Source organism: Pseudomonas sp. WT-JTC, from assembly GCF_056711565.1.
The window spans coordinates 2171574-2194045 of record NZ_CM160042.1 but is presented as its reverse complement, the minus strand read 5'-3'; the positions used below and the strand labels follow the sequence as shown (position 1 = coordinate 2194045).

Genomic DNA, 22472 nt, shown 5'->3' with positions numbered 1-22472 from the left:
CTTTGATGAATATCGGATGTTTCATCCCCCACCCCACGGCAAGGGCCGGATCGGTTCGCAGCAGCGAATTTCGTGGGTTTCATCTCCCGGCCCTACTGGACGTTCCACCAAGAAAACACGGGCCTCAGACGAATATAATGGGTTTCATCTCCCACCCCTGGCAAGGGCTGGCTCGGCTGGCTGAAGCGAATATATGCGGTTTCATCTCCCGGCCCTACTGGCCGTTTGGGCCAGCAAACACAGGCCTTTAACGAATATCGGGGGTTTCATCTCCCGCTCCCTGGCAAGGGCAAGATCAGCACACGGCAGCGTATATAGGCGGTTTCATCTCCCGACCTCGCTAGCCGGAACGGTCAGTAAACATGGGGCTTTGATGAATATCGTGAGTTTCATCTCCCGGCCCTGTGGGCCGTTCCTGCCAGCAAACACGAGCCCTTGATGAATATCGAGGGCTTCATCTCCCACCCCCTGATAAGGGCCGAATCCGCCGGGCGAACCGAATATTGAGGGTTTCACCTCTCGGCCCGGTGGCCATTTGGGCAAGCAAACATAGGCCTCAGAGGGATGTCGGGGGGTGTCTCTCACCGGCTGGCGAGAGCCGAATCAGCTGGCTGATACGAATATCGAGGGTTTTATCTCTCGGATGCGAGGCTGTTGTTAGCAACACAAAGCCAGTTACAAGCGCTTTAGTGGGCGAGTGATAGCCTCCTCCTTGATGTCAACGTTGAGAATTCATCTTGAGCACTTTGACTGAATGCTCAGATGCGTTCGCCGGTGCGCAGAAACTTCAGAAAACTCCCACGTCCAACGCCTCGCAAAAAGCTACCTATGACGTAATTTCCGTCTTGTGCTTCAAGCAGCCAGAAACGCCCTTCTTTCCGTACGGTGTGAATTTTTCCTGTTCGAAGGATGGCGCCATCTGCTTTACGGTATCCCTCGTGTTTCTCTGCGTGGTCAAAAGAAACACCTGCACACGTATCCTCAGCGATGAAAGCATCACTGATGAAAGCAGTAATTGGCACGCTATATTTTCGATGGCTCGCTCGCACCAAGCGACTCAGCTGAAAGTCACTTACATCCTTACCGTGGATCTCCACTGCAATTTCTTCAGGCATCCGGCCAAAGCTCCAAAACTATTCAAGATGTGTTTTACCGCGTCAACGCTCACCCGGCGGACATCGAAAACGCGGCAGCTAAGCTTGCTTCTTTTCTTTGGCCTGCTGCAAGGAGCAGGTACACCGTATTTTTGGTTTCAAACATACAGCTTTCGGTGAATGATTTTCCAAAGTTACTACGTACCCACATGCCTGGTTGGAAACGACCTTTACTGTCCAGGACTATCTCGTGAGCGAAAAGCGTCATGGGAAGCAGACCGAGGTTCGTAAGCTTTTCCTTTTCATCTGGCGTCACGGAGAGGTCGATCAAGATCCACTGCCGAACGACGCAGAATGCTTTGCCAGGGAACGCTTTTGCTGTCAACGCGATCAGGTCTTCTTGTGAGCCTTCCCAGCCAGGTACCTCTTCCCCTGTGCCGTAAAACAACTGCGAGATTTCTTCCAACGTCACCATCAAAAACACTCCATCTCGTCGACCGCGACCATCCACGTGAGCTTGCCCATTGACCAGTCACTGGCATCAAAGCTCAATCAATAAATCAGGATTAAAACCGGTGATCTGCCCTGGGTAACCCCTAGGATTTGAAACCACATGGCATCCACATTTGGTGAAGTTTGCTGCTACGTGAGTGTGCCCATAGACCCAAAGATCAGTCTTACCCAGAAGCTCCGGCCAATCGTTGGCGTAGGCTGCGATCAGGTGTACGGGAAGATCATCCTCCACGTGATCCAACACCGGTGCGTGATGCGTAACTACAACGGTCTTGCCATCGAATGGCTTGTCCAGTTCCTGTGTGAGCCAGGCATAAGCTGCATTTGATTTAGCAATCAAGTCATCGGGACGAAGGCGGCGGTAACTCTCATCTGTTCTGATGACGGTGAAGTCGTTCATCCATTCCCAAGCGACGCGTTTCGCGGCAACGACATCTCCGGTCGACGAGTAATCCGTCCACGCCGTTGTGACCAAAAACCGGGTTTGATCAAGGATCAGAGCTTCATTTTCCAGAACGTAGACATGAGGCATCGCCGCGTCCTTCATTTTGCGCAGCGTGTTATCGATGTGGCCCCGGTAGTACTCGTGATTGCCGCACACGTAGACCACAGGGCACTGGAACACCTCATTCGCCCACTTCACGCCACGTGATTTGATATCAATGTCGCCGGCGAGAATGACTACGTCCGCGTCGATTGAGGCGGGCTCGAACGGAGCGAACTCGGCGTGCAGATCTGAATAGATTTGAAGCTTCATAGGGGTCGCCGTGTTGGTCAGTTTCCAGCAAATTCCGGGACTGCTGAAGGTGCAGTTTTCGTATCTTCGTAGATCGTCCGAATGCCGGTGAGAGAGCCAGCATCGAGGCAATCCGAAGCACTGCTATAAACGGCTCCGCTCGCTACCTGATGGAGCAAGACGCACTCCCCGGCTTGGTCGTATCCCATGACCAGGCTGACAAGCTTTTCCATACGGTCAGATGCGCTCCCATTCATATGAGGCGCGGTCACCACCTGTATCTCTTCAATCGTGTGATCTGGACTCTGCTGTGATAGCAGGTGGGCCAAAATGGAGGGGTCTGTTGGCATCAGCTTTTTAGAGCGGGCTCTGTCTCCTTCACGAATGCGAAAGCGAACGTGATACCAAAGATCTTCCGAGTCACGCTCGACCATGCGCCAAGCTGTTCGGCCAGGCCCAGGGAATCCCGGGAAGCCAACCAAACAAGACTCATCTGAAATAAACATGAAGCGGGTTTCCTCGTTCGACAGTGCAACCGCTCTAAGTACGGCGACTGGTTAAAAACATGCTCCCATGAAGGTGGGTTCGCGCTGTCTTGCTCGCCGCTTCTTGAGCTCGGCGGCAGGAATTTTGCGCACGGCCACTCCCCCAACGATCTGGCAATTTATGGCTATTGTTTAAGGACGGGGAAAAGCCGAGTGGAAGCTGTGCAAATTTTCGATATTCGAAGGTTTAAGCCCATCGATTTCATCTGCCTAATATATACGGTCGATGAAATCGAAGCAACATGGCTTTATCCCTGCCTTTTGGGGATGCAAAATGCCAATGAAGCGCGCATTCGCGGTCACACTGCGAGCTCTGCGTAAAGCAAAGGGCATGAGCCAGGATGAATTCTCAGAAGCGATGGGGCGTCATTACACAAGCTGGCTGGAGAACGGAAACTCGAGCGTTACGCTTGATAAGCTCGTTGGCATTGCTGCCGTTCTAAAAATCGAACCACTTATGATGATCGCTCTTTGCGAATCCGTTCGGAAGGGGCAGTCCGTACAGGAGACGATGAAGCATTTTCTTGCCGATACTGCTCTGTTCAGTCAGAACGGATTGTTCGATGCATTCCAGAAGGAAGTTGACCGAGCTCAGAGTGCAGAAGGCCTCTCCAATGAATCGCGTCAAAAAATGACTGAAGAAAAGATCGAAGCCCTTCTACAGGCAGGCTTGGATCAGAAGGATATTGCTAAGAATCTTGAGCTCAGTCCGGCTACCGTTTCCAGATACTGCAAAAAAATCAGGGAGAAAAATAGCATCTAGCCCCATCGTACCTTCTAGTCTGACTCAGCTCTGAACTCTCTCCGAATAAATCTCCTTTCACCATGCCAATGGTGTTAAAGCCTCCAACATGCTCAGCACTCCATCCTGTGCAGAGGATGGAGGATTCTCACCTTCCGCTTGTCGGAAAAAAGAACGGCAGGCTTCGGGAATACCTGACGAGGAATGGTGCTAGGGCGTTAGGCCTCGAGGATATGACAGGAGAACATGTGGTGAGGGGGCAATTGGAAAAATCCACCTTGCATTGGCATTGAGACCACCCGAAGTGCAGGATCGAGATCCAGCAAAAATTCAAGATCAAGACCGTTTGTCGGGGTCTTCGTATTGCTTCTTTGTCAACGTTGACAAATGTTTTTTGAGGTTAATGATGAATTAATCTCTCCTAATCAATTGATTTAGAAGAAATTTCTAGACAGGCTTATCCTTGTCAACAAAATGCCAGCGCAGATAATGAATTCAATGGCGATCGCAGCAACTTCAGTTACGGCTGGCTGCCCGAGCAGTCGGGGCAGTATGGCTCCTGCCTGACCCAGATCGACTTCAAGGCCAGGAAGGTCATGCCCCGCCCTTCGATTCGCGGCATGATCGCCCGCACCTACTTCTATATGAGCAAGCAATATGGCTTGCGCCTGTCGAAACAGGATCGGCAACTGTACGAAGCCTGGGATAAAACCTATCCGGTACAGGCCTGGGAGCGCCAACGCAACCAGAGCGTGGCGTGCGTCATGGGGCGCGGCAACGAGTTCGTCGGCCCGGTAGACATGAAGGCCTGCGGCTGAATCCAGGCTACGCCTGAAACCAAAAAGGCCTCGGAACTGAACACCCGAGGCCTTTTAGTTTGTTCAACGTCCGCGCTACAGGATGTTATTGAGCGGCCGGACGCTCAAGCACCAGCAATTCGATGTTCTGCTTCTTGGCGCGAGTGAGCGCCGCACGGACTTCATCCTGCTTGGCTTCGGCCTCGGCTTTCGAATTGAACGGCCCCATCAGGATTCGCGTATTGCCATTGTCCTTGACGACGCTGGACATGAAACTGTGCTCGATCAGCCAGCCACTCAAATCGCTGACTGCCTGAGGGGTTTCGCCCCGCACTTCAAGATCCCATTGTGGGCCGGACACTGCCGCGGGTACGGCAGCCATGGCCGGTTTAGGCTTCGGCGCATCCACACTACTGCCCTCGCCGCACCCCGCCAGTGCCAATATCGCGATTACCAGAACCATTTTGCGCACGGCGTTTCCCTCTGAATGCATAAAGCGGCGATTTTAACATCCATGAATACTTAACGAGTGCCGTAAAATGGGCTCAAAACTACGAGAATGATGGTTGCGGCCTCTGTATAGTTACGCCTTGGGAATTAATGCTGCATCTGCGCGTCAGAAAGAGGCACCCAAACCGTGAGACTTCGCACTAATCTATACATACCACCGACCTCTGCACTGTCCGAATCAGGTGCCCCACATAGCAATCAAGGAGAAGACCATGCTGATACTCACCCGCAAAGTCGGTGAAAGCATAAACATAGGTGATGACATTACGATCACCATTCTGGGCGTAAGCGGCCAGCAAGTCAGGATCGGCATCAACGCTCCGAAGGACGTTGCAGTGCACCGTGAAGAAATTTATCAGCGCATTCAGGCCGGCCTGACCGCCCCGGAAAAGCCGCAATCCTGAATTCTGTTGCAGTCAGTAGCCAGCCCGTTCGGTCCGGAATCACGGCTGGCTAAAGATTCAGCATCGCATCGCTTCGCTTCCGCTTGCTTTCCCACACAAGCTTCCAGGGGTCGATACTAGCGACAAGCTCAACACCCTGGCTGTCAGACCTTTCTGGTTTGCACCAAGGAAGGACGCGTTCGCTCCGTGGTTAACCGAACATCACGCCACGCGCCATGCCAGTCGCCGCCACCACCATCAACAACACCAGCAGCGCCTCGACATGACTGATCCGTGCAAACAGCTTCGCACGGCCAGTATCGAAAGCCACTTTACGCCCCAGCGCTATCCGCCATTTGATCAACGTCACCATTGGCGCAATTTCCAACAGCAAGATCAGGACGAACAGCGTCATCTTCAGATGAAACAGCGGCTGATGCAGGTAATAGTCCGTGCCTTTCTCGTACCCGCCAAAGGCTCGCATCCCCCCGCTGATCAGCAAGACGACAGCTGAAATACCCCAGATATTGTCCGCTACCAGAACACTGCGCACTTGCGCGGCCCCATCGGCCAAGCGCCGAAAAGCGCTGCCGCGAACCAGCACCGCCCAAAATCCCAAGGCAACTGCCAGAAGATGAACCGCCGCGAGTAACCAGTGAGTCAGCATCGAGAAACTCCTGCCAGATCGAAGTTGTATGAGCCTGTCAGTAGTAGCCCATGAAATGGCTGCTTGCACGGCATCCGTGGACAATGCCCGGAACACAATATGACAGACCAACTAAACTCCACTTCGCTGGTATTGAGCATCCGCGGCAGTACCAGCCCCCAACAGCAACTCACTCCCACCTCATTGAACTGAGTAAACAAAATCATGTGTAAATCATGTGATTCAAGCTCTGCTTCAAACACAACAGGCCGCCGTCGTTTTCTTCAAATTGCCGGATTGAGCGCAGGCGCCCTGCTGCTGACCGGTACTCTGCCCGGCCAGTTCATCCAGGCAGCCGAAAAAGCGACAGCCCCACCAAAACCTCAAAACGTAATCAGTCCCGATATGGCATTGAAAAGACTGATGGAGGGCAATGAACGCTATGTAAGCGGCACTTCCACGACACACGATTTCAAGGCTGAGCGAGAGGCCCTGGTATCCGGTCAAAATCCGTTCGTGGCAGTACTGAGCTGCTCTGACTCGCGGATCGCCCCGGAATACGCGTTCGACACCGCGCGCGGCGATCTTTTCTCCATCCGTGTCGCGGGCAACTTCGTGACCCCGGAAGGCCTGGGCAGTCTTGAATACGGGGTTGCGGTACTTGGCGCCCCGTTGATTCTCGTACTGGGGCATGAGAGCTGCGGCGCCATCGAGGCAGGTATCAAGGCAGTGAAGGATCATACGGTATTCCCGGGCCATATCCCGAAACTGACTGATGCACTCAAGTCGGCTATCGAGACAGTGCTGAAGCAGCCCGGGAGCCTGATGGAAAACGCCACCGCGCAGAACGTCAAAAACACTGTCAACAGCCTGAAACATGCTTCGCCCTTGCTGACCGACGCACAGAGCAAGGGCATGCTGAAGATCGTGGGAGGTATCTATCGCCTGGCGAGCGGCAAGGTAGAACTGATCGCCTGAACTGCAATACGCACGTCGCCCGCATCGGAGTACAACCCCGCATGCAAAGAGCCCAGCGCGGTGGCTGGGCTCTGTTTATCTTCGGTTTTCCATCATTTTGTCAGCAAGGGTTTTGGCCCTCTCGATCAACAGGTTTTGCCTGTCTTCGTGAGTAGCCCCGCCAACAACCGGGGCAGTCAAATTGCTTTCGGCAATCAATGCAGCGCAGAAGTATTGATCCCAAACAGTCTTGTCCACAGATGCCTGCTTGATGATTTGATCGGCGTTCATGGGCGGCTCCTTTCAATGAGGCAGCACTACTAGTTTACGCCGGAATGACAAAGAAACCGGGCTATCACCCACAGTGGCCCGCCATTCGTCGCCTGCGAAAATCCAGCGCAGAAATCACTCGCATCCGTGGCTTGAGGATTGCAAAGTACGCGCGTAGCAGCGCGGGAACGACATGATTCTGACGCCGCAGCCATTCAATCAATGCTTAAGGACTCCAGCGATACGCTTGGTCAGTCACCGGGAGATGTAACGTGTCAACGCTCAACGAAATCGCAATGAACCACGCGAGAATGGCTAAGGAAAAGGCAGCAGAGACGACCGAACTGAGCGAGCGACACCTCCAGATCGTAGGGAGCTTCGAGGTACCGTCCATTGAAGTACAGCAGAACATTCCAATGCACCTGATCGCCGGAGCGCAGGAGGTCCATCTTGCTCATGCGACGGGTTTCTCACTCTGACCTTTCGTGAGGCAGGCGAGACCCCGGTCGATGTACCCGACAACAGGTAAGCGAGGGCAGCGCTGTCAATGGAACATGCCATCTGCATGCAACCTGCCTGACCAAATGTTCATAGCGTCCGCACCGATCAAACAATCGGTGCGGCGCTGACCGCCAACGGCGGGATGAATTCAGGACGCGGATGATCGCCGCGAGTCAGTACTTGAAGAACGATTAGCCAAAACGTGGGCACCAATCACAATGAGGCTAGCGGCAATGGCTCGTGCACGACCTACTCCCCATTCAAGCGCGGTGGGCATCGTATCGTTTGGCAAATTATCGTGTGTCTCTTCAAAAACGGGCCACCCGCTTTTGTCGTAAATGCCAATGAACAGTTGCGTTTGTCCCTTGCTGGAAACCCTGGTCTGAACATCAATGACATTGCCGTCCCAAAACACCTCGTCGTGCGACCGACAGTGCAATTCGCAATCCGCCCAGTGCCAAAACCTGGAACTTCTACGCATCATCATTGCGGCCTCCTTTCTGTTCAAGTTTCGACGAGAACAATGGAGGGGAAAAAAATTGGTACGCCATCTCCGGGGTCTCAATTCCCGAAAAGATGCCACTTGTCAGACACTTTTTCGTACGAAATCACCCTGAAAGCCACGCTCTGTCGCCACGCAACACAGAGCATCATCATGGCAAAAGTACTGACCCAAATTACGCTCAAGTTGCCGCGCCTCATGCAGGCAAGCGAATACGGGAAACTGCAGCATGTCGGCAGAAAGGAGCAGGAGATTGCCCCGGGCATCAGTGGTGAACGGAAGATGATGTCAGGCACCCGGCACAGCGACAAGCTGCGCGATCCCGAAGACCTACCGAGCGATACTCGGTGATTGTTTTGTCCAGAGGAGGTTTATGGCATCAGTTTCAAGCATCAGGTTGTTACCGACCCTGAGCCAGAACAGTATGTCGTTAGGCGTTGATACACTGAAAAAGATCCAGTGCCCTGACCCATCGACCTTTTCCTCTACCTCTGCAACGTACAACGCGACCTCGCTTTCGCTAAGTTCCAGGGCATCGGAGATTTCTCGCTGTGTCGGTTTTCTTACGCTGCTCATGGTGAAATCCATTTCTTGAACATAGTGCTCAAAGCATAGCCGCACACCAAAACCTGGTATCTCCACCTGTCGCTTCAGAAAAGTTCGCCATGACAGGTATCGAAACCTGAACCTTCAGCTACTGCGGGGGCATGGTGTCCAATGCCTGCGTGTAAGCATCAATCATCACTTGAAGGGCATTTGACACATGCGGATGTCCAACCCAGCGGTATGAGGCATTTCCAAGCAAGCCGGCAGCCGCGTTGTCCATCAGGCTTTTTACATCAAGCCCGCTGGCGACGGCCGCTCCAAAAATTGCTACAAGCGCTTGCTCAAGTGCAATTTCACGATCGGTGACCATTTCATCTCCTTGACCCGGCTCCATGCCGGCCATAGAAATAAATAGCTCACAAGCAATCAAAGTGCCACTACACCTCGTCGAATCCGGTTACGGAGGTCGGTGCCTGAGCCACCGTCACCTATTGGACTGAACCAAACATAAGGCACCCGTAAAGCAGGTGCCTCTGACCGGATCAATATGGAAAAGAACACGCTGACGGTATCGCCCGGGAAGACCCAGGGCTACGACAACCTTGTCCACCTGAAGATCACCTTGGCGCGGCTCTGCGTGAGCCAGGCCGCCCGGCAGAGCGGATCTTGTTTGTCAGACACGACTCATTGTTTGACCGCTGAAAGTTACTTCACCACGTACTTCGCGCCGTGTGGATCGTTGAGTTTTGCCTGCAACATCCCCCACTCGCGCTGAATGATCGAGTAAGGAATAAAGATGCTGAGCCTCTCAGCCCCCTTTACGCCGGGGTGATCGCTCACATCGTTCAGTGTGGTTGAGTAGAAGCCGACATTGATGCCGACAATACAGCCGTCGCTGGCAAGAACCGGCCCACCCGACATGCCCTTGACCAGCGGGGCATCATGAATGGCATAGAGATCACCGCTGTGTTCATCGGCATTGATGAACGGCGTTTGATACACCTTGCCTTTCCCGGCAGCGGTCATGAGGTAAGGACTCGCCCCAGCGGCAGTTATGCTCTCGCCCACACGCGGTGCGCGCCATGATGGGTAATGGCCGTTGGCCTTGTGCTGGATGAAGACGAGATCGCAGCCTGTGCTGCAACTGTACTTCACGTTGGGGATGAACGGAGTGTGGCGCGTGGTTACGGCGTAGTCCTCGTTCCATTGCACGGCCGAGGCCATGTATAGATACGGCACAGGGAAGCCCGAATAGACTGAAAAATATGAATCATTAGTAGGCCCCGAAAAGTCGGGTTTAACGATGCCGTTGCATCCTGCAGTTACAGCTCCAATTAAAAAGTAGGCCATGATCTTGATCATGATATATCACCGACTTAATAGGGAGAATGTGACTGTTTTTTGTTGTCAGTATTTTGACTTTTATCGGGTTGCAGTACTCCTCGCCACTTGTTCTAGTTCGACGTTTTCATACTTATGGCTGAGATCGCAATGACGCGTATGAATAAATCGCACTAAGGTCAATCGCTTTTCGAACAACTGTAAAAGTTCAAATATTTGGCGCCTGAAAAACATTAAACACGAGGAAATAAAACAAGAGTGGCTATCGTTAATGGCGTCCACCTGAGAGTGGGTCAGAAGGTTTAAACCTTATTCAGGACGAGACAAGGCAAAGAAAAAAGGGGAACCCTTTCGGATTCCCCTTCACACCGTCCAGCAGTGCGGATTTTGTTTGGCAGGCGCGATTGGGCTCGAACTAACGCCCCCTACCCTGTCAAGGCGACCCGAAACGAAGAACCCATCAAGATGATGGAGTGACTTTTCCATGTCACAGCCCTGGTTACCGAACCCCCCATCCAGACGCACTGCGCAGCCAATCTCCCTAACCAAAACAAACGTACGTTCGCGGCTTTTTAAAGATTTTACTAAAGATGAAACGTATCATCAGCGAAATTATCGAGTCAGCCACAAAGTACCCGCGCTTTGATCTGCGCCACCACCCGCCTCAACACCTTCCGAATATCGCTCCTGCCCGGAGCGATGTGTGCGAGCAGGTCCATGAGCCAACGGATGCAAAGAGACAACGCCATCACAATGATCGTAGATAAAAAAACACCAACACCCGCCTTCGACTTGCCAAGCCCTGTTGAAAAAAACAACTCCCTCGAATCACTCATGGCGAACCTGCAACCCTGGTCGTTCAACAAACCAGAATGCTTGCTGATTGGCGATGAAACGACTATCAACCTGACTCCCACGGAATGCATAGTACTGGACTTATTAGCAAGTGGAACTGAACGCGTTGTAAGTAACGAAGAAATCCTTGTAAGGTTAAACAAGGACCCTGGCAACTATAAAGGATTGCGCATGTGCCTAAGCAGGCTACAAGCAAAGTTCAAGAAAGTTACCAAGGGCGATAACCTCTTTCGGCCAGTAAGAAATCGTGGTTACTGCCTCACCCAGGTAATACATCCTGATTGAGCCCGATATCTCAGGGGCATATGGCGCAATGATCGCCCCGGCCTGGCTCACCTACGTGTACTGCTACAAGGGGCCATGGCGGCAAGGGTTCGCCCCGCCAGCCACTTCAGGAGGGGAGCTGCGTTTGACGCAGCTGGCGAGGCAAACGATTAAACGCTAGCTGAATTGCTTAGCCAGGCGCCTTCATCCTGTCTGAATTGGTGCCCACCCTGACCAGTTGCTGGCCATTCAGTAATCCATCTGAAACACACCAGGCCGGGCGAGCGGTCATGACTTTACCCAGCGCAGCGCCAAGTGTCCCGAACACAATCCTGAACAAAATTAACATTGAGTCTGCCGGTGAACGGCGGGCAAGGTCCCGGGAAGACACAGAACCATGGGAAGCCAGTGCACCTGGAGCTTGTCATGGACCAGGCGCTGCGGAAGGTGGCGCTGGAGTGCGTGAAGTCGCCGAAGGTCTACCCACTACTCGCCGAAGGCGTGCAAACGCACCCGGATGGACGCCAAGCTACACTGGAACGCAGTGACACCGGACCACCCGACCAAGTCGCTTGTCCAGGCGCAGGACGACTCGAAGGCCTACGATGAGTTGCCGGCCGGTGAGCGCCCGACTTTCCATGAAATCCGCGCGCTCGGTGCCCAGCTGTATGAGCAGCAAGGTTTTGAGCAGGAATACATTCAGGGTCTGATGGGGCACCGAGCATTATCAGCCTGGACACAGTGATGATGAGGTGGCTTACAGGAAGGTGAAGACTGATTTGAAACCTTGAAAAGTGGTTCGTCTTTCCAAATCGATTCCAACGCTTTTCCAAATGACAACAAAAAAGGGCCCACCTTTCGGTGAGCCCTTCCAGACCGCCCAGCAGAGCGGATTTTGTTTGGTAGGCGCGATTGGACTCGAACCAACGACCCCCACCATGTCAAGGTGGTGCTCTAACCAACTGAGCTACGTGCCTGCTGTGAGGCGGCATTCTACGGAATTCCGGAGGGGTGTCAACACCTTTTTTCGAGCTAACCCTATGAATATGCAAAATATTTAATTTCACGGGTACAAAGAAGATTTTCCGGGTGGCTGGCGGCCGATTTTCAACTCGGGTAGGATCAACGCACTCGTAAAATATATTAAACAGAGGCTGCAGGATGGCGAACACCCCCTACCCAGAGTCCTACTACGCCGCATCGGCCAATGCGGTTCCGCCGCGCCCGGCGTTGCAGGATGACGTCGAGACCGATGTCTGTGTAATTGGCGCCGGTTATACGGGGCTGTCCTCTGCCCTGTTCCTGCTGGAGAGCGGCTTCAAGGTCACGGTGCTCGAGGCCGCCAAGGTGGGTTTCGGGGCGTCCGGGCGTAATGGCGGCCAGATCGTCAACAGCTACAGCCGCGATATCGATGTCATCGAGCGCACGGTCGGCCCCAAGCAAGCTCAGTTGCTGGGGCAGATGGCCTTTGAAGGTGGCCGGATCATTCGTGAGCGCGTCGCCAGATACAACATTCAGTGCGACTTGAAGGACGGTGGCGTGTTCGCCGCCATGACTGCCAGGCAGATGGGTCATCTCGAATCCCAGAAGCGCCTGTGGGAACGATTCGGGCATACCCAGCTCGAGCTGATGGATCAACGCCGTATTCGCGAAGTAGTGGCTTGCGATCAATACGTCGGCGGCATGCTCGACATGAGTGGCGGCCATATCCATCCGCTTAACCTGGCGCTGGGAGAGGCCGCAGCGGTGGAATCTCTGGGCGGGACGATTTATGAGCAGTCGCCGGCCATACGCATCGAGCGCGGCGCCACCCCGGTCGTGCACACGCCGCAAGGCAAGGTCAGGGCCAGGTTCATCATCGTCGCCGGCAACGCTTATCTGGGCAATCTGGTGCCGGAACTGGCCGCCAAGTCGATGCCTTGTGGCACTCAAGTGATTACCACCGAGCCACTGGGCGAAGAGCTGGCGAAGGCCTTGCTGCCTCAGGACTACTGTGTCGAGGACTGCAACTACTTGCTCGACTACTACCGTTTCAGCGGCGACAAGCGCCTGATTTTCGGTGGCGGCGTGGTATACGGCGCGCGGGATCCGGCGAACATCGAAGCGATCATTCGACCGAAGATGCTCAAGGCGTTCCCGCAACTCAAGGACGTGAAGATCGATTACGCGTGGACGGGCAACTTCCTGCTGACCCTGTCGCGCCTGCCTCAGGTCGGACGCCTGGGCGACAACATTTACTATTCCCAGGGCTGCAGCGGCCATGGCGTGACCTACACGCACCTGGCGGGTAAGGTCCTGGCCGAAGCCCTGCGCGGCCAGGCCGAGCGTTTTGACGCGTTTGCCGACCTGCCCCACTACCCGTTCCCTGGCGGACAAATGCTGCGCACCCCGTTCGCGGCGCTGGGTGCCTGGTACTATGGATTGCGGGACAAGCTCGGCGTGTGACCGATAGATGCAAAAAGGGCCGCAATGCGCGTGACCCACACTGTAGGAGCGAGCTTGCTCGCGATGGACTCAAGAGCGCTGCGTTTAGCCAGTAAACACGCGTTATCGTTAATGACCATCGCGAGCAAGCTCGCTCCTACAGTGTGGGTCACGCACATGGTGGCCCTTTTTTGTTCAGCGATGTTTTACAACCGGTCCCGCGCGATACCGCTGCGAATCCGCAGGATGTCCGCCAGCACCGCCAGGGCAATCTCCGCTGGCGTCTTGCTGCCCAGGTTCAGCCCAATTGGCGCATGAATCCGCCCCAACTCGACGTCTCCGAGCCCACCAATGCGCCGCAACCGCTCGAAGCGCTTCTGCGAGGTCTGCATGGAGCCCATCACGCCGATATAGAACGCCTCGGTGCGCACCGCCTCCATCATCGCCAGGTCATCGATGCGCGGATCGTGGGTCAAGGCCACCACCGCCGTATCGCTGTGGCAGCCACCATCGGCAATGAACACCGACGGCAGTTGGCGGCGAATCTCCACGTTTTCCAGTACGACGCCCTCCAGCACTTCGTCTCGCGGGTCACACAGAATCACCTCGAACCCCAGGCCCACGGCAAACTCGGCACAGGCCTGAGCGACACTGGAATACCCGGCCAGCAGCAAGCGCTGGGCGGCGCCGACACGCACACGCACCCGATCGATTTCACGCTCGATACGCACACCCTGCTCACGATCATCGAACAGACTGCGCGCACCGCTGAGCAAATCAACTTCGCGGATCAACCGGCGTCGGCCCAACAGTGCCGACTCCAGCTCGCGCAGGTGCGCCTGCACCTCGCAATCGGCGTCAAGCTTCTCGACCAGCACGTCCAGCACCCCGCCGCACGGCAGGCTGACACGGGAACGTGGATCGTCGCCTTCACCGTAACGAACAACGCTGACCGATTCCAGGAACGCGCCCTCGGCGACTCGCTCGAGAAAGTCTTCCTCGACACAGCCACCCGACAGCGAGCCAATCCAGTGCCCATCAGTGTTCACCGCCAGCAGCGAGCCCGGTGCGCGCGGTGCCGAGCCATAGGTGGCCAGCACCGTACACAGCCAGATGCGCTGACCGGCCGCCGACCACTCCAGCGCCCGGCGCACGACTTGCAGATCGAGATGCTGCATATCAATGCGCCTTGTGCTCGAGCGGCGGCGCATCGGCCCGCAACTTCTGCACGTCATTCACCGCCAGATCATTCGGCTGACCGCCCCAGCCCTGGCGCAGGTAGTTCAACAGATCCGTGAGTTGCTCGGCGCTCAATTTCTCGGCGAACCCTGGCATCGGCTGCATGTGTTCGAAACCGGAGAATTTCTGCTCACCGATACCGTCATCGATCACCCGCACCAGGTTACGCGGATCCTCCAGGCGCAACGTGGTGTTGCCGCGCATGGCCACGGCGATGTGTGGTTTACCCTCGCCACCCGGCGCATGGCATCCGGCGCAGACGTTCAAATATTCCTGACGGCCGCGCTGGGCACTTGGGCTCAGCTTGTCCAATGGCACTTCGGTGAGCACTTTTGCCGCTGGTGGCTGATCGCCGAGCAGGAAAGTCGCCATCGCCGCCAGATCCGGATCGTTGAGGCCCTGGGTGCTGTTGTGGAACACCGGGAACATCTCGTTGAACATCGTGCCCTGGGCGCTCATGCCGTGCTTGAGGAACGAGCTCAGGTCCTGATGATTCCAGCCACGAGCCGCCAGGTCAGTGGCCAGCAGGCTTGGCGCCAGATAACCATTGAGAAGGCCACCGGTCATGCGTTTGTCCTGCTGCATGGCACCCGGCAAGCCGCGCGGCGTATGGCATTCGCCACAGTGACCCAGCACGTCGACCATGTACTGGCCGCGCTTCCAGGCTTCGCTCTTGCCCTCGGCAGGCTCCAGCTTCACATCCTTGCCGTACATCATGTTCCAGCCCATCAGGCCCAGGCGCACGTTGAACGGGAAGCTCAGGCTGGTGACCGGCGCTGCACGCTCGATCGGCTCGACGGTTTTCAGGTAGGCATGGATCGCGTCGGAGTCGGCACGGGGCATCAGGTGATAGGAGGTGTACGGCATCGCCGGATACAGGTTTGCGCCATCGCGGCGCTTGCCTTCGGTCAGCGCGGCAAAGAACTCGTCATCGCTGTACAGGCCGATGCCGTGCTCTTTGCTCGGGGTGATGTTGGTGCCGTAGATCGTGCCGAACGGCGAAACGATCGGCAGGCCGCCGGCAAAGGGCGCGCCGCCCGGTGCGGTGTGGCACGCCATGCAATCGGCGGCGCGGGCGAGGTATTGGCCTTGCTTGACCTGCGCATCATCGGCGTGGGCCAGCAATGCAGGCGCAGCCAGGCCGACCGCCAACGCCAGGCGGCTAAGTAGAAGTTTCATCCTTAACCCTCCTTGACCAGGCCGAGATCGGTCAGCACGTTGCGTGTGGCGCTGTAGTAGCGCACATATCCGGTGCAACGGCAGATGTGATGACCGAGGCTGTCCTCGATGACTTTTTCCAGCTGGCTTTTGACGATGGGCTGACGCTGCAGCTTTTCCACCAGCACGGTCGCGGCATTCACGAAGCCCGGCGCGCAGTAGCTGCACTGGAAAGCGAATTCATCGACGAAGCGCTGCTGGACCGGGTTCAGCTCGGTGACCTTGCCCTGCTCGTCGCGGGTCGCATGGCCTTCGATGGTCCGGACCTTCTTGCCTTCGAAATAGTGCGCGCCGGTGATGCAGGTGCGCACTTCTTCGCTGGTGCCGTCGGGGTTGTCGACGATCACCACGCAAGCGTGGCAGATGCCCTGGCCGCAACCCAGGCGCGAACCGGTGAGGTTCTTGTACTCGTGCAGGTAGTCGATCATCGGCAGGTCATCAGGGATGTCCACCGGGCCGACGGATTGACCGTTGAGGGTCAGTTGAAGCGGACGGTTAGCCATTGAGGGCCTCCTTGATGCGTGCAGAAGTGATAGGCAGGTCGCGGACACGTTTACCGATGGCATGGGCCACGGCGTTGCCGATGGCACCGACCACCGGGATCATCACCACCTCGGCGATGCCCTTGGACGGGTCGCTCGGCGACAGTGGCGGAAGGATGTCCGCGGTCTGTTTCCACACCGCAACGTGACGCGCCATTGGCAGGCGGTAACGGTTGAAGTTCCAGTCGCCCTCCCCCGGCCCGCCCTCATACAGCGGCATCTCTTCCATCAACGCATGGCCGATGCCCATGGCGATACCGCCCTCGAGCTGGCCCTTGACCAGTTCTTCCACCAGCACCCGACCGCACTCGACCCACGAGTGATGATTGAGCACCGACACTTCTGCCGTACCTTTGTTGACCTTCACTTCCACCAGCGTCGCGACCGGGCTGTAGTAAGTCACTGCCGCGTTGTTCAACTGGGTTGCCGGGTAGGCGATGTTCTGCCGATCCAGCAAATGGAAACCGGCGCTGTTCATCTGCGCCTGCTTGGCCTTTGGCGCACCGTCGCCATACTTGACCGCCAGCCCGTCGAGCGGCAGACGCTCACGCACGCCGTCGATGCTGAATTCAGCCTCGGCCCAGCTCCAGCGGTTGAAGCCATGCACGGTCGCGCCAGTCACCAGCCCGCGCTCGTGGGCACGCTTGGCCAGCATCGCAAACGGCAACGGTTCCATGCCGTTGGCGGTGAGCTTGCCGTCGACCCAATGGGCGTCTTCGCGACGCACCACGTATGGGTTGGCCTGACCGCCATAAGGGCCTTGTCGCCAGATCTCCAGCGCCGCCGGCCACAGGCCGTGGTTGAACAGCACGCGCGCCGCTTCACGGGTGGCGTGGCTGAAGTAGTAGGCGGAGTTGGTCGCCGACGACGCCGAAGCGATTTTGCCGACCCAACGCGGGTTACGCAGGAAGTTGTCCTGCTCGGCCTGGCTCATGATGTAAGGGTTGCCGCCGGTGATCAGCTGCATTTCCTTCCAGTCGGTTTCGCCGGTCTTCACTTCGTGCGCAGGCAGACCGAGGAAGTCGGCCACTACCATCGCTTGCGAAGTGGACATGCCGGTGCCGATCTCGATGCCGATGTGACGCAAGTTGATGCGCCCTTCAGCGGTGAATTCGATGCTGGCCATCGGTGCTTCCGAACCGGTACCGAAGTCTTTCTGGCAGATGGCGAAGCCCACCCCATACCAGTTGTCCGGATCGGCGGCTTCGCGCTGCTGCTTGATCGCGTCGCGGTTTTTCCAGGTGTCGTGGACGGCCGCCTTGTCGAGAATCTCGTGCAGGCGCAACGCACCGGCCGGGATTGCACCCTGGGTGTTTTTCATACCCGAGCGCAGTGCATTCTTGCGGCGCAGCTCAATGGCATCGACGCCGAGGCGATCGGCGATTTCGTCGACCATCATTTCGGTCGACGCCATGCTCTGCAGGGTGCCGTAGCCACGCATCGACCCGGCTTCTACCGCGCGGGAATGGTAAGCGGTGACCTGCAGATCGTTCTGCGGCATGTAGTAGATCGACTGTGCTGCCGTGGCGCCCACTGCAGCCACCGAAGGGCTGTAGTTGATGCGCCCGCCACCGTCGACGCTCATTTCAGCGCGGAAGATCTTGAAGCTGTAGTCGTTCTTGTCCACCGCCAATTGATAGCGAATGTCGAACGGGTGACGCTTGATGCCGCTCTGGAACTGCTCATAGCGGTCGTTGGCCAGGCGCACCGGCACACCGGCGCCGTACAACGCCGCCAGCGCTGCGTAGTAGACGAAGATGTTGTGGTCTTTGGAGCCGTAACCGACGGTATAGCCCGGGTGCATGTTCAGGTTGGCCAGGCCGAAACGCGACGGCGCGATCATTTTCGCGGTTTCGGTCGCAGCTTCCAGCGGGCACTGGGTGGCGACGACGAAATGCAGGGTCTTGGTGGCCGGGTCGTACCAGCCGTTGCCGTTGTCCGGTTCCATGGCGGCCGGTTCGATCGACGGGGTCTTGTAGCACTCATCGAACACCAGCCAGTTGTCCGGCGGCGCATCGATCTGCTGCTTCATGCGCTCGGCGTAGAACAACCCGCGCTCGGTCAGGTTGCCGTGCAGGTTCGGCTGGGAGTTCCACACCGGACGACGGTTTTTCAGCATCGGGAACAGGATCGAGTCCTTGAGGCTGGCGAACTCATCTTCATCCGCCGAGGTCGCCCCGCCAACGCGCACGTAACGGAAGCTGCCGTACGGATCGCCTTCGTAGAACGGCACTTTGTCGCCGTAGCGGATTGCCTTGTCATTGAACTTGAGCTTGTTCTTGGCCTGACGGAAACGCTCGAAATCGTTCCAGATCAGGATCGCCACGGGGTGCCCGATAAACATCGGCACCTTGCCGGCCGGCAACAGTGGATCCGGTGCATGCTCCTCAGGGAACACGATACCGTCCTTGACCAGGTCTTCGGCGGTAACGATGCGGTCCGGCTGCAACTCGGCACCGAGCCATGACAGATCGATGCCTGCAAAGATGTGGTCGGCCTTGATGGTTTTGAGCAACATGGCGTGGCCTTGTTGCTGCGGCCAGCCCGGCATGTCCTTGGCGCGGATGTCGCGGGCAAAGACTTTGCTGCCGCAGACCTTGGACAAGGCATCGTTACGGGCGCGCGCCTTGCCATTGTTGCCGAGCCACTGCTCGGACGGCACGGTCACGCTGTTTTCCATCAAGGCGGCCAGCGCCTGGCTGCTCAATGGCGTGAGCGTCACGCTCACACCCGCTACCAGCCCGCCCTGAAGGAACGAGCGCCGGGATATATCACGGTTGGACATGGATCATCCTCTGGGCGGTCATGGGGTCCGCCCTTCTGATTATGTACTGGAAATCTCGAGTCTTGCAGAAGCCCTTCTGGACGTGGCAAAGGGCTGTAATGACAGTGCAAAGCTGACCGAAAGGTTAAGTTTATAGACTTACGACCCTGCGGAAAACCAAAAACTGACCAGAAAATCAAAAAAATGCGACTTTTTGGCGCAGTGCATTGAGGGTATCGACGGAAGACGAGAACAAGATTCGCCCTGCCCGAGAACAGGCAAGCAGAAAGGGCTGAGAGGAAAAATACAGGAAGGGAAAAATCAAATTTCAGAAACAAAAAACCCCGGTCTTTCGACCAGGGTCTTTGCTATCGACTCGAAGCAGCCAATGGCTTCTTCGTAGCTCCAAGGCGTTCAGTGGGCCTCGGGGCAGATATGGCGCAGCGGACGGGACTCGAACCCGCGACCCCCGGCGTGACAGGCCGGTATTCTAACCGACTGAACTACCGCTGCGTATCGCTTTGAGCAGATGCTCAAGTAACTCGTCTGACTGAAAACTCAGTAGCTTTTCAATCTCGAGCCAGGCGTGCCTGACTCGGAAAATATGGCGCAGCGGACGGGACTCGAACCCGCGACCCCCGGCGTGACAGGCCGGTATTCTAACCGACTGAACTACCGCTGCGCGTCGGTGGAGGCATTTCAGCCTACCTCTTGCTTTCGCAAGTATCTCGGGAGTGGTGGGTGATGACGGGATCGAACCGCCGACATTCTGCTTGTAAGGCAGACGCTCTCCCAGCTGAGCTAATCACCCGTTTGCATCTCCGAGGCCGCGAAATTTACGCAGGTAACGAACCTAAGTCAATACCCTGCTTGAAGTTTTTCTGAAAAAGACAAAATTCTTTCAATCGGGAGGGCACCTACAGCAGTCAGACCGCTTTCGCGAGCAAGCCCGCTCCCACATTGGACCGCGTTCTTTCAGACACAACACAATCCAATGTGGGAGCGGGCTTGCTCGCGAAGACGGTGGCACTTTCAACATCAATGCCGCAGACAGCGTCCTTGGCCGATTACTCGCTGTAAATCATCTTCTTGGTCATGCCGCCATCGACCACGAATTCCTGACCGGTGACAAATCCGGCATTCCTCGACAGCAGCCAGGCGACCATCGCCGCGACATCCTCAACCGTACCCACCCTGCCCGCCGGATGCTGGGCATGATCGGCCTCGGTCAATGGTTCAGCCCGCCGCACCGAGGGGTCGCGCGCGTCGATCCAGCCAGGACTGACGGCATTGACCCGGATCTCCGGACCAAGACTGATGGCCAACGCGTGAGTCAGGGCCAACAAACCGCCCTTGCTCGCCGCATAGGCTTCCGTGTCGGGTTCCGACTGCCCGGCGCGGGTCGAGGCCAGATTGACGATGGCACCGCTGTGAGCGCGCAGGTACGGTGCACAGTGCTTGGCCAGCAACATCGGCCCACTGAGGTTCACCGCCAACACCCGATTCCAGTGCGCCAGATCCAGGCTTTCCAGCGTGATGTTGTGTGGATCGGCAACTGCCGCATTGCACACCAGCGCATCGAGGCGCCCGAACTGGCCGAGCACCTCGGCCACGCCCAGCGCGACCTGCCCTTCGTTGGCGACATCCATGGCGATGAACCAGGCGTTGTCGCCCAGCACTTTCGCCACTTTCGAGCCGCGCTCCCGGTCCAGATCCGTCAGCACGACTTGCCAGCCTTCACTGATCAGCCAGGCCGAGATCCCCAGGCCAATGCCCCGCGCAGCACCGGTCACCAGCGCTACGCGGCCATTCGAGCTCGTGGTCGGCGTAGCCAACTCGATCACAGCGCAGCCAGGCCGCGCGCCAGATCGGCTTGCAGGTCCGCCACGTCCTCAAGACCGACCGCAATGCGGATCAGGCTGTCACGAATGCCCGCCGCTTCACGCTCTTGCGGCGCCAGGCGGCCATGGGACGTGGTGCTCGGATGCGTGATGGTGGTCTTGCTGTCACCCAGGTTGGCGGTGATCGAAATCAGGCGCGTGGCATCGATAAAACGCCAGGCCCCCTCTTTGCCACCCTTCACCTCAAAACTGACGACAGCACCGAAACCCTTCTGCTGACGCAGCGCCAGCTCGTGCTGCGGATGGCTCTTGAGGCCGGCGTAATGGACTTTCTCGATGCCTGCCTGCTGCTCCAGCCACTCGGCCAGTTGCTGGGCATTGGCGCAATGCGCTTTCATCCGCAGGTTCAGGGTTTCCAGACCCTTGAGGAAGATCCAGGCGTTGAACGGGCTCAGGGTCGGCCCCGCGGTACGCAGGAAGCCCACCACTTCTTTCATCTGCTCGCTACGACCGGCGACCACGCCGCCCATGCAACGGCCCTGGCCGTCGATGAACTTGGTGGCCGAGTGCACGACGATGTCCGCGCCCATTTTCAGCGGCTGTTGCAGTGCCGGCGTGCAGAAGCAGTTGTCGACCACCAGCATCGCGCCTTTGGCATGCGCGATTTCCGACAGAGCCGCAATGTCCACCAACTCGGCCAACGGATTGGACGGCGATTCGACGAACAGCAGCTTGGTGTTGGCCTTGATCGCCGCATCCCAACCGGACAGATCGGCCAGGGCAACGTAGTCGACTTCGATGCCGAAGCGCTTGAAGTACTTTTCGAACAGGCTGATGGTCGAGCCGAATACGCTGCGCGACACCAGCACATGATCTCCGGCGCTGCACAGGCTCATCACCACGGCCATGATGGCCGCCATGCCGGTGGCCGTGGCCACGGCCTGCTCGGCGCTTTCCAGCGCGGCAATGCGCTCTTCGAACGCGCGCACGGTCGGGTTGGTGTAGCGCGAATAGACGTTGCCCGGTACTTCGCCAGCGAAGCGCGCAGCGGCGTCGGCGGCGGTACGGAATACGTAGCTGGAGGTGAAGAACATCGGATCACCGTGTTCGCCTTCCGGCGTGCGGTGCTGACCGGCGCGTACGGCCAGGGTATCGAACGCTACACCTTCGAGGTCGCTGTCCAGCCGACCGGCATCCCATTCCTGACTCATGCTGTCACTCCTTGCCCTGCTCTTGATAGAT

At 57.0% G+C, this 22472-nt stretch carries 23 protein-coding genes, 4 tRNA genes and 1 pseudogene; 9 read left to right on the top strand and 19 right to left on the bottom strand.

Annotation, left to right across the window (positions count from 1 at the left end):
• Positions 1–758: 758 nt before the first annotated feature.
• The 4 genes from AC06G5_RS09995 to AC06G5_RS09980 form a co-directional block, all read right to left on the bottom strand.
• Positions 759–1115: a hypothetical protein gene (locus AC06G5_RS09995; RefSeq protein WP_480459356.1), complete on the bottom strand. Its 357-nt coding sequence runs from the start codon at positions 1113–1115 to the stop codon at positions 759–761.
• Between the two features lie 49 nt (positions 1116–1164).
• Complete coding sequence (locus tag AC06G5_RS09990; RefSeq protein WP_480459355.1) at positions 1165–1569, bottom strand: DUF6957 family protein; 405 nt, start codon at positions 1567–1569, stop codon at positions 1165–1167.
• Positions 1570–1635: 66 nt separating this feature from the next.
• Positions 1636–2364, bottom strand: a complete 729-nt coding sequence (locus AC06G5_RS09985) for a metallophosphoesterase family protein (RefSeq protein WP_480459354.1) — start codon at positions 2362–2364, stop codon at positions 1636–1638.
• A gap of 17 nt (positions 2365–2381) precedes the next feature.
• Positions 2382–2849, bottom strand: a complete 468-nt coding sequence (locus AC06G5_RS09980; RefSeq protein ID WP_480459353.1) for a hypothetical protein — start codon at positions 2847–2849, stop codon at positions 2382–2384.
• Between the two features lie 313 nt (positions 2850–3162).
• Here AC06G5_RS09980 and AC06G5_RS09975 point away from each other — a divergent pair, with 313 nt between their 5' ends.
• Together AC06G5_RS09975 and AC06G5_RS09970 are read left to right on the top strand one after the other, a co-directional pair.
• Positions 3163–3651 (top strand): helix-turn-helix domain-containing protein, encoded by a 489-nt coding sequence (locus tag AC06G5_RS09975; protein ID WP_480459352.1) that lies wholly within the window; start codon positions 3163–3165, stop codon positions 3649–3651.
• A 440-nt stretch (positions 3652–4091) separates the two neighbouring features.
• Positions 4092–4448, top strand: a pseudogene (locus tag AC06G5_RS09970) (endonuclease); the annotation flags it as partial.
• A gap of 85 nt (positions 4449–4533) precedes the next feature.
• On the opposite strand, the gene AC06G5_RS09965 reads toward AC06G5_RS09970, so the two are convergent.
• The gene (locus AC06G5_RS09965; protein ID WP_413705295.1) at positions 4534–4899 is read right to left on the bottom strand and encodes an SPOR domain-containing protein; all 366 of its coding nucleotides are present in this window, start codon (positions 4897–4899) and stop codon (positions 4534–4536) included.
• 250 nt (positions 4900–5149) lie between these two features.
• Between AC06G5_RS09965 and csrA the strand changes: the two genes are divergently transcribed.
• Positions 5150–5341: a carbon storage regulator CsrA gene (gene csrA / locus AC06G5_RS09960; protein ID WP_007975691.1), complete on the top strand. Its 192-nt coding sequence runs from the start codon at positions 5150–5152 to the stop codon at positions 5339–5341.
• A gap of 190 nt (positions 5342–5531) precedes the next feature.
• Here the strand turns inward: csrA and AC06G5_RS09955 are convergent, their stop codons facing one another.
• A complete protein-coding gene (locus AC06G5_RS09955) occupies positions 5532–5987 on the bottom strand; it encodes a DUF2214 family protein (RefSeq protein ID WP_413422233.1) in 456 nt (151 codons plus the stop codon).
• Between the two features lie 204 nt (positions 5988–6191).
• Between AC06G5_RS09955 and AC06G5_RS09950 the strand changes: the two genes are divergently transcribed.
• Positions 6192–6944: a carbonic anhydrase gene (locus tag AC06G5_RS09950; RefSeq protein ID WP_413422235.1), complete on the top strand. Its 753-nt coding sequence runs from the start codon at positions 6192–6194 to the stop codon at positions 6942–6944.
• Positions 6945–7019: 75 nt separating this feature from the next.
• Here AC06G5_RS09950 and AC06G5_RS09945 read toward each other — a convergent pair whose 3' ends face one another.
• Positions 7020–7214, bottom strand: a complete 195-nt coding sequence (locus tag AC06G5_RS09945; protein WP_007993363.1) for a hypothetical protein — start codon at positions 7212–7214, stop codon at positions 7020–7022.
• Between the two features lie 251 nt (positions 7215–7465).
• Between AC06G5_RS09945 and AC06G5_RS09940 the strand changes: the two genes are divergently transcribed.
• A complete protein-coding gene (locus AC06G5_RS09940) occupies positions 7466–7672 on the top strand; it encodes a hypothetical protein (RefSeq protein ID WP_413422237.1) in 207 nt (68 codons plus the stop codon).
• Positions 7673–8349: 677 nt separating this feature from the next.
• On the top strand, positions 8350–8547 hold the full coding sequence (locus AC06G5_RS09935; protein WP_480459351.1) for a hypothetical protein: 198 nt from the start codon (positions 8350–8352) through the stop codon (positions 8545–8547).
• A gap of 343 nt (positions 8548–8890) precedes the next feature.
• On the opposite strand, the gene AC06G5_RS09930 is transcribed toward AC06G5_RS09935, so the two are convergent.
• Positions 8891–9112: a hypothetical protein gene (locus AC06G5_RS09930; RefSeq protein ID WP_413422241.1), complete on the bottom strand. Its 222-nt coding sequence runs from the start codon at positions 9110–9112 to the stop codon at positions 8891–8893.
• Between the two features lie 335 nt (positions 9113–9447).
• A complete protein-coding gene (locus AC06G5_RS09925) occupies positions 9448–10104 on the bottom strand; it encodes a serine protease family protein (protein ID WP_413422243.1) in 657 nt (218 codons plus the stop codon).
• A gap of 696 nt (positions 10105–10800) precedes the next feature.
• Between AC06G5_RS09925 and AC06G5_RS09920 the strand changes: the two genes are divergently transcribed.
• Together AC06G5_RS09920 and AC06G5_RS09915 are read left to right on the top strand one after the other, a co-directional pair.
• Complete coding sequence (locus AC06G5_RS09920; protein WP_413422245.1) at positions 10801–11223, top strand: winged helix-turn-helix domain-containing protein; 423 nt, start codon at positions 10801–10803, stop codon at positions 11221–11223.
• Between the two features lie 496 nt (positions 11224–11719).
• Positions 11720–11947 carry a hypothetical protein gene (locus AC06G5_RS09915; RefSeq protein ID WP_413705299.1) on the top strand — a complete coding sequence of 76 codons (228 nt, stop codon included), beginning with the start codon at positions 11720–11722 and terminating at the stop codon, positions 11945–11947.
• Between the two features lie 155 nt (positions 11948–12102).
• On the opposite strand, the gene AC06G5_RS09910 is transcribed toward AC06G5_RS09915, so the two are convergent.
• Positions 12103–12179: transfer RNA gene (locus AC06G5_RS09910), tRNA-Val, on the bottom strand.
• A 184-nt stretch (positions 12180–12363) separates the two neighbouring features.
• Between AC06G5_RS09910 and AC06G5_RS09905 the strand changes: the two genes are divergently transcribed.
• On the top strand, positions 12364–13647 hold the full coding sequence (locus tag AC06G5_RS09905) for an NAD(P)/FAD-dependent oxidoreductase (protein ID WP_480459350.1): 1284 nt from the start codon (positions 12364–12366) through the stop codon (positions 13645–13647).
• Between the two features lie 185 nt (positions 13648–13832).
• Here AC06G5_RS09905 and AC06G5_RS09900 read toward each other — a convergent pair whose 3' ends face one another.
• From AC06G5_RS09900 to AC06G5_RS09860, 9 genes are all read right to left on the bottom strand, one after another.
• Positions 13833–14804 carry an XdhC family protein gene (locus AC06G5_RS09900; RefSeq protein WP_480459349.1) on the bottom strand — a complete coding sequence of 324 codons (972 nt, stop codon included), beginning with the start codon at positions 14802–14804 and terminating at the stop codon, positions 13833–13835.
• Between the two features lies 1 nt (position 14805).
• Entirely contained in the window at positions 14806–16044 is a 1239-nt protein-coding gene (locus tag AC06G5_RS09895; RefSeq protein ID WP_480459348.1) for a c-type cytochrome, read from the bottom strand.
• 2 nt (positions 16045–16046) lie between these two features.
• Positions 16047–16586, bottom strand: coding sequence for a (2Fe-2S)-binding protein (locus AC06G5_RS09890; protein ID WP_413705317.1), 540 nt, complete (start codon positions 16584–16586; stop codon positions 16047–16049).
• A complete protein-coding gene (locus tag AC06G5_RS09885) occupies positions 16579–19410 on the bottom strand; it encodes a xanthine dehydrogenase family protein molybdopterin-binding subunit (protein WP_480459345.1) in 2832 nt (943 codons plus the stop codon). The genes AC06G5_RS09890 and AC06G5_RS09885 overlap by 8 nt, the downstream gene beginning before the upstream one ends.
• 415 nt (positions 19411–19825) lie before the next feature.
• Positions 19826–19902, bottom strand: a tRNA-Asp gene (locus AC06G5_RS09880).
• 92 nt (positions 19903–19994) lie between these two features.
• Positions 19995–20071: transfer RNA gene (locus AC06G5_RS09875), tRNA-Asp, on the bottom strand.
• Between the two features lie 53 nt (positions 20072–20124).
• Positions 20125–20200: transfer RNA gene (locus AC06G5_RS09870), tRNA-Val, on the bottom strand.
• 256 nt (positions 20201–20456) lie between these two features.
• Positions 20457–21233, bottom strand: a complete 777-nt coding sequence (locus AC06G5_RS09865; protein ID WP_413428629.1) for an SDR family oxidoreductase — start codon at positions 21231–21233, stop codon at positions 20457–20459.
• Positions 21230–22441: an O-succinylhomoserine sulfhydrylase gene (locus tag AC06G5_RS09860; RefSeq protein WP_413428628.1), complete on the bottom strand. Its 1212-nt coding sequence runs from the start codon at positions 22439–22441 to the stop codon at positions 21230–21232. The genes AC06G5_RS09865 and AC06G5_RS09860 overlap by 4 nt, the downstream gene beginning before the upstream one ends.
• Positions 22442–22472: the final 31 nt, after the last annotated feature.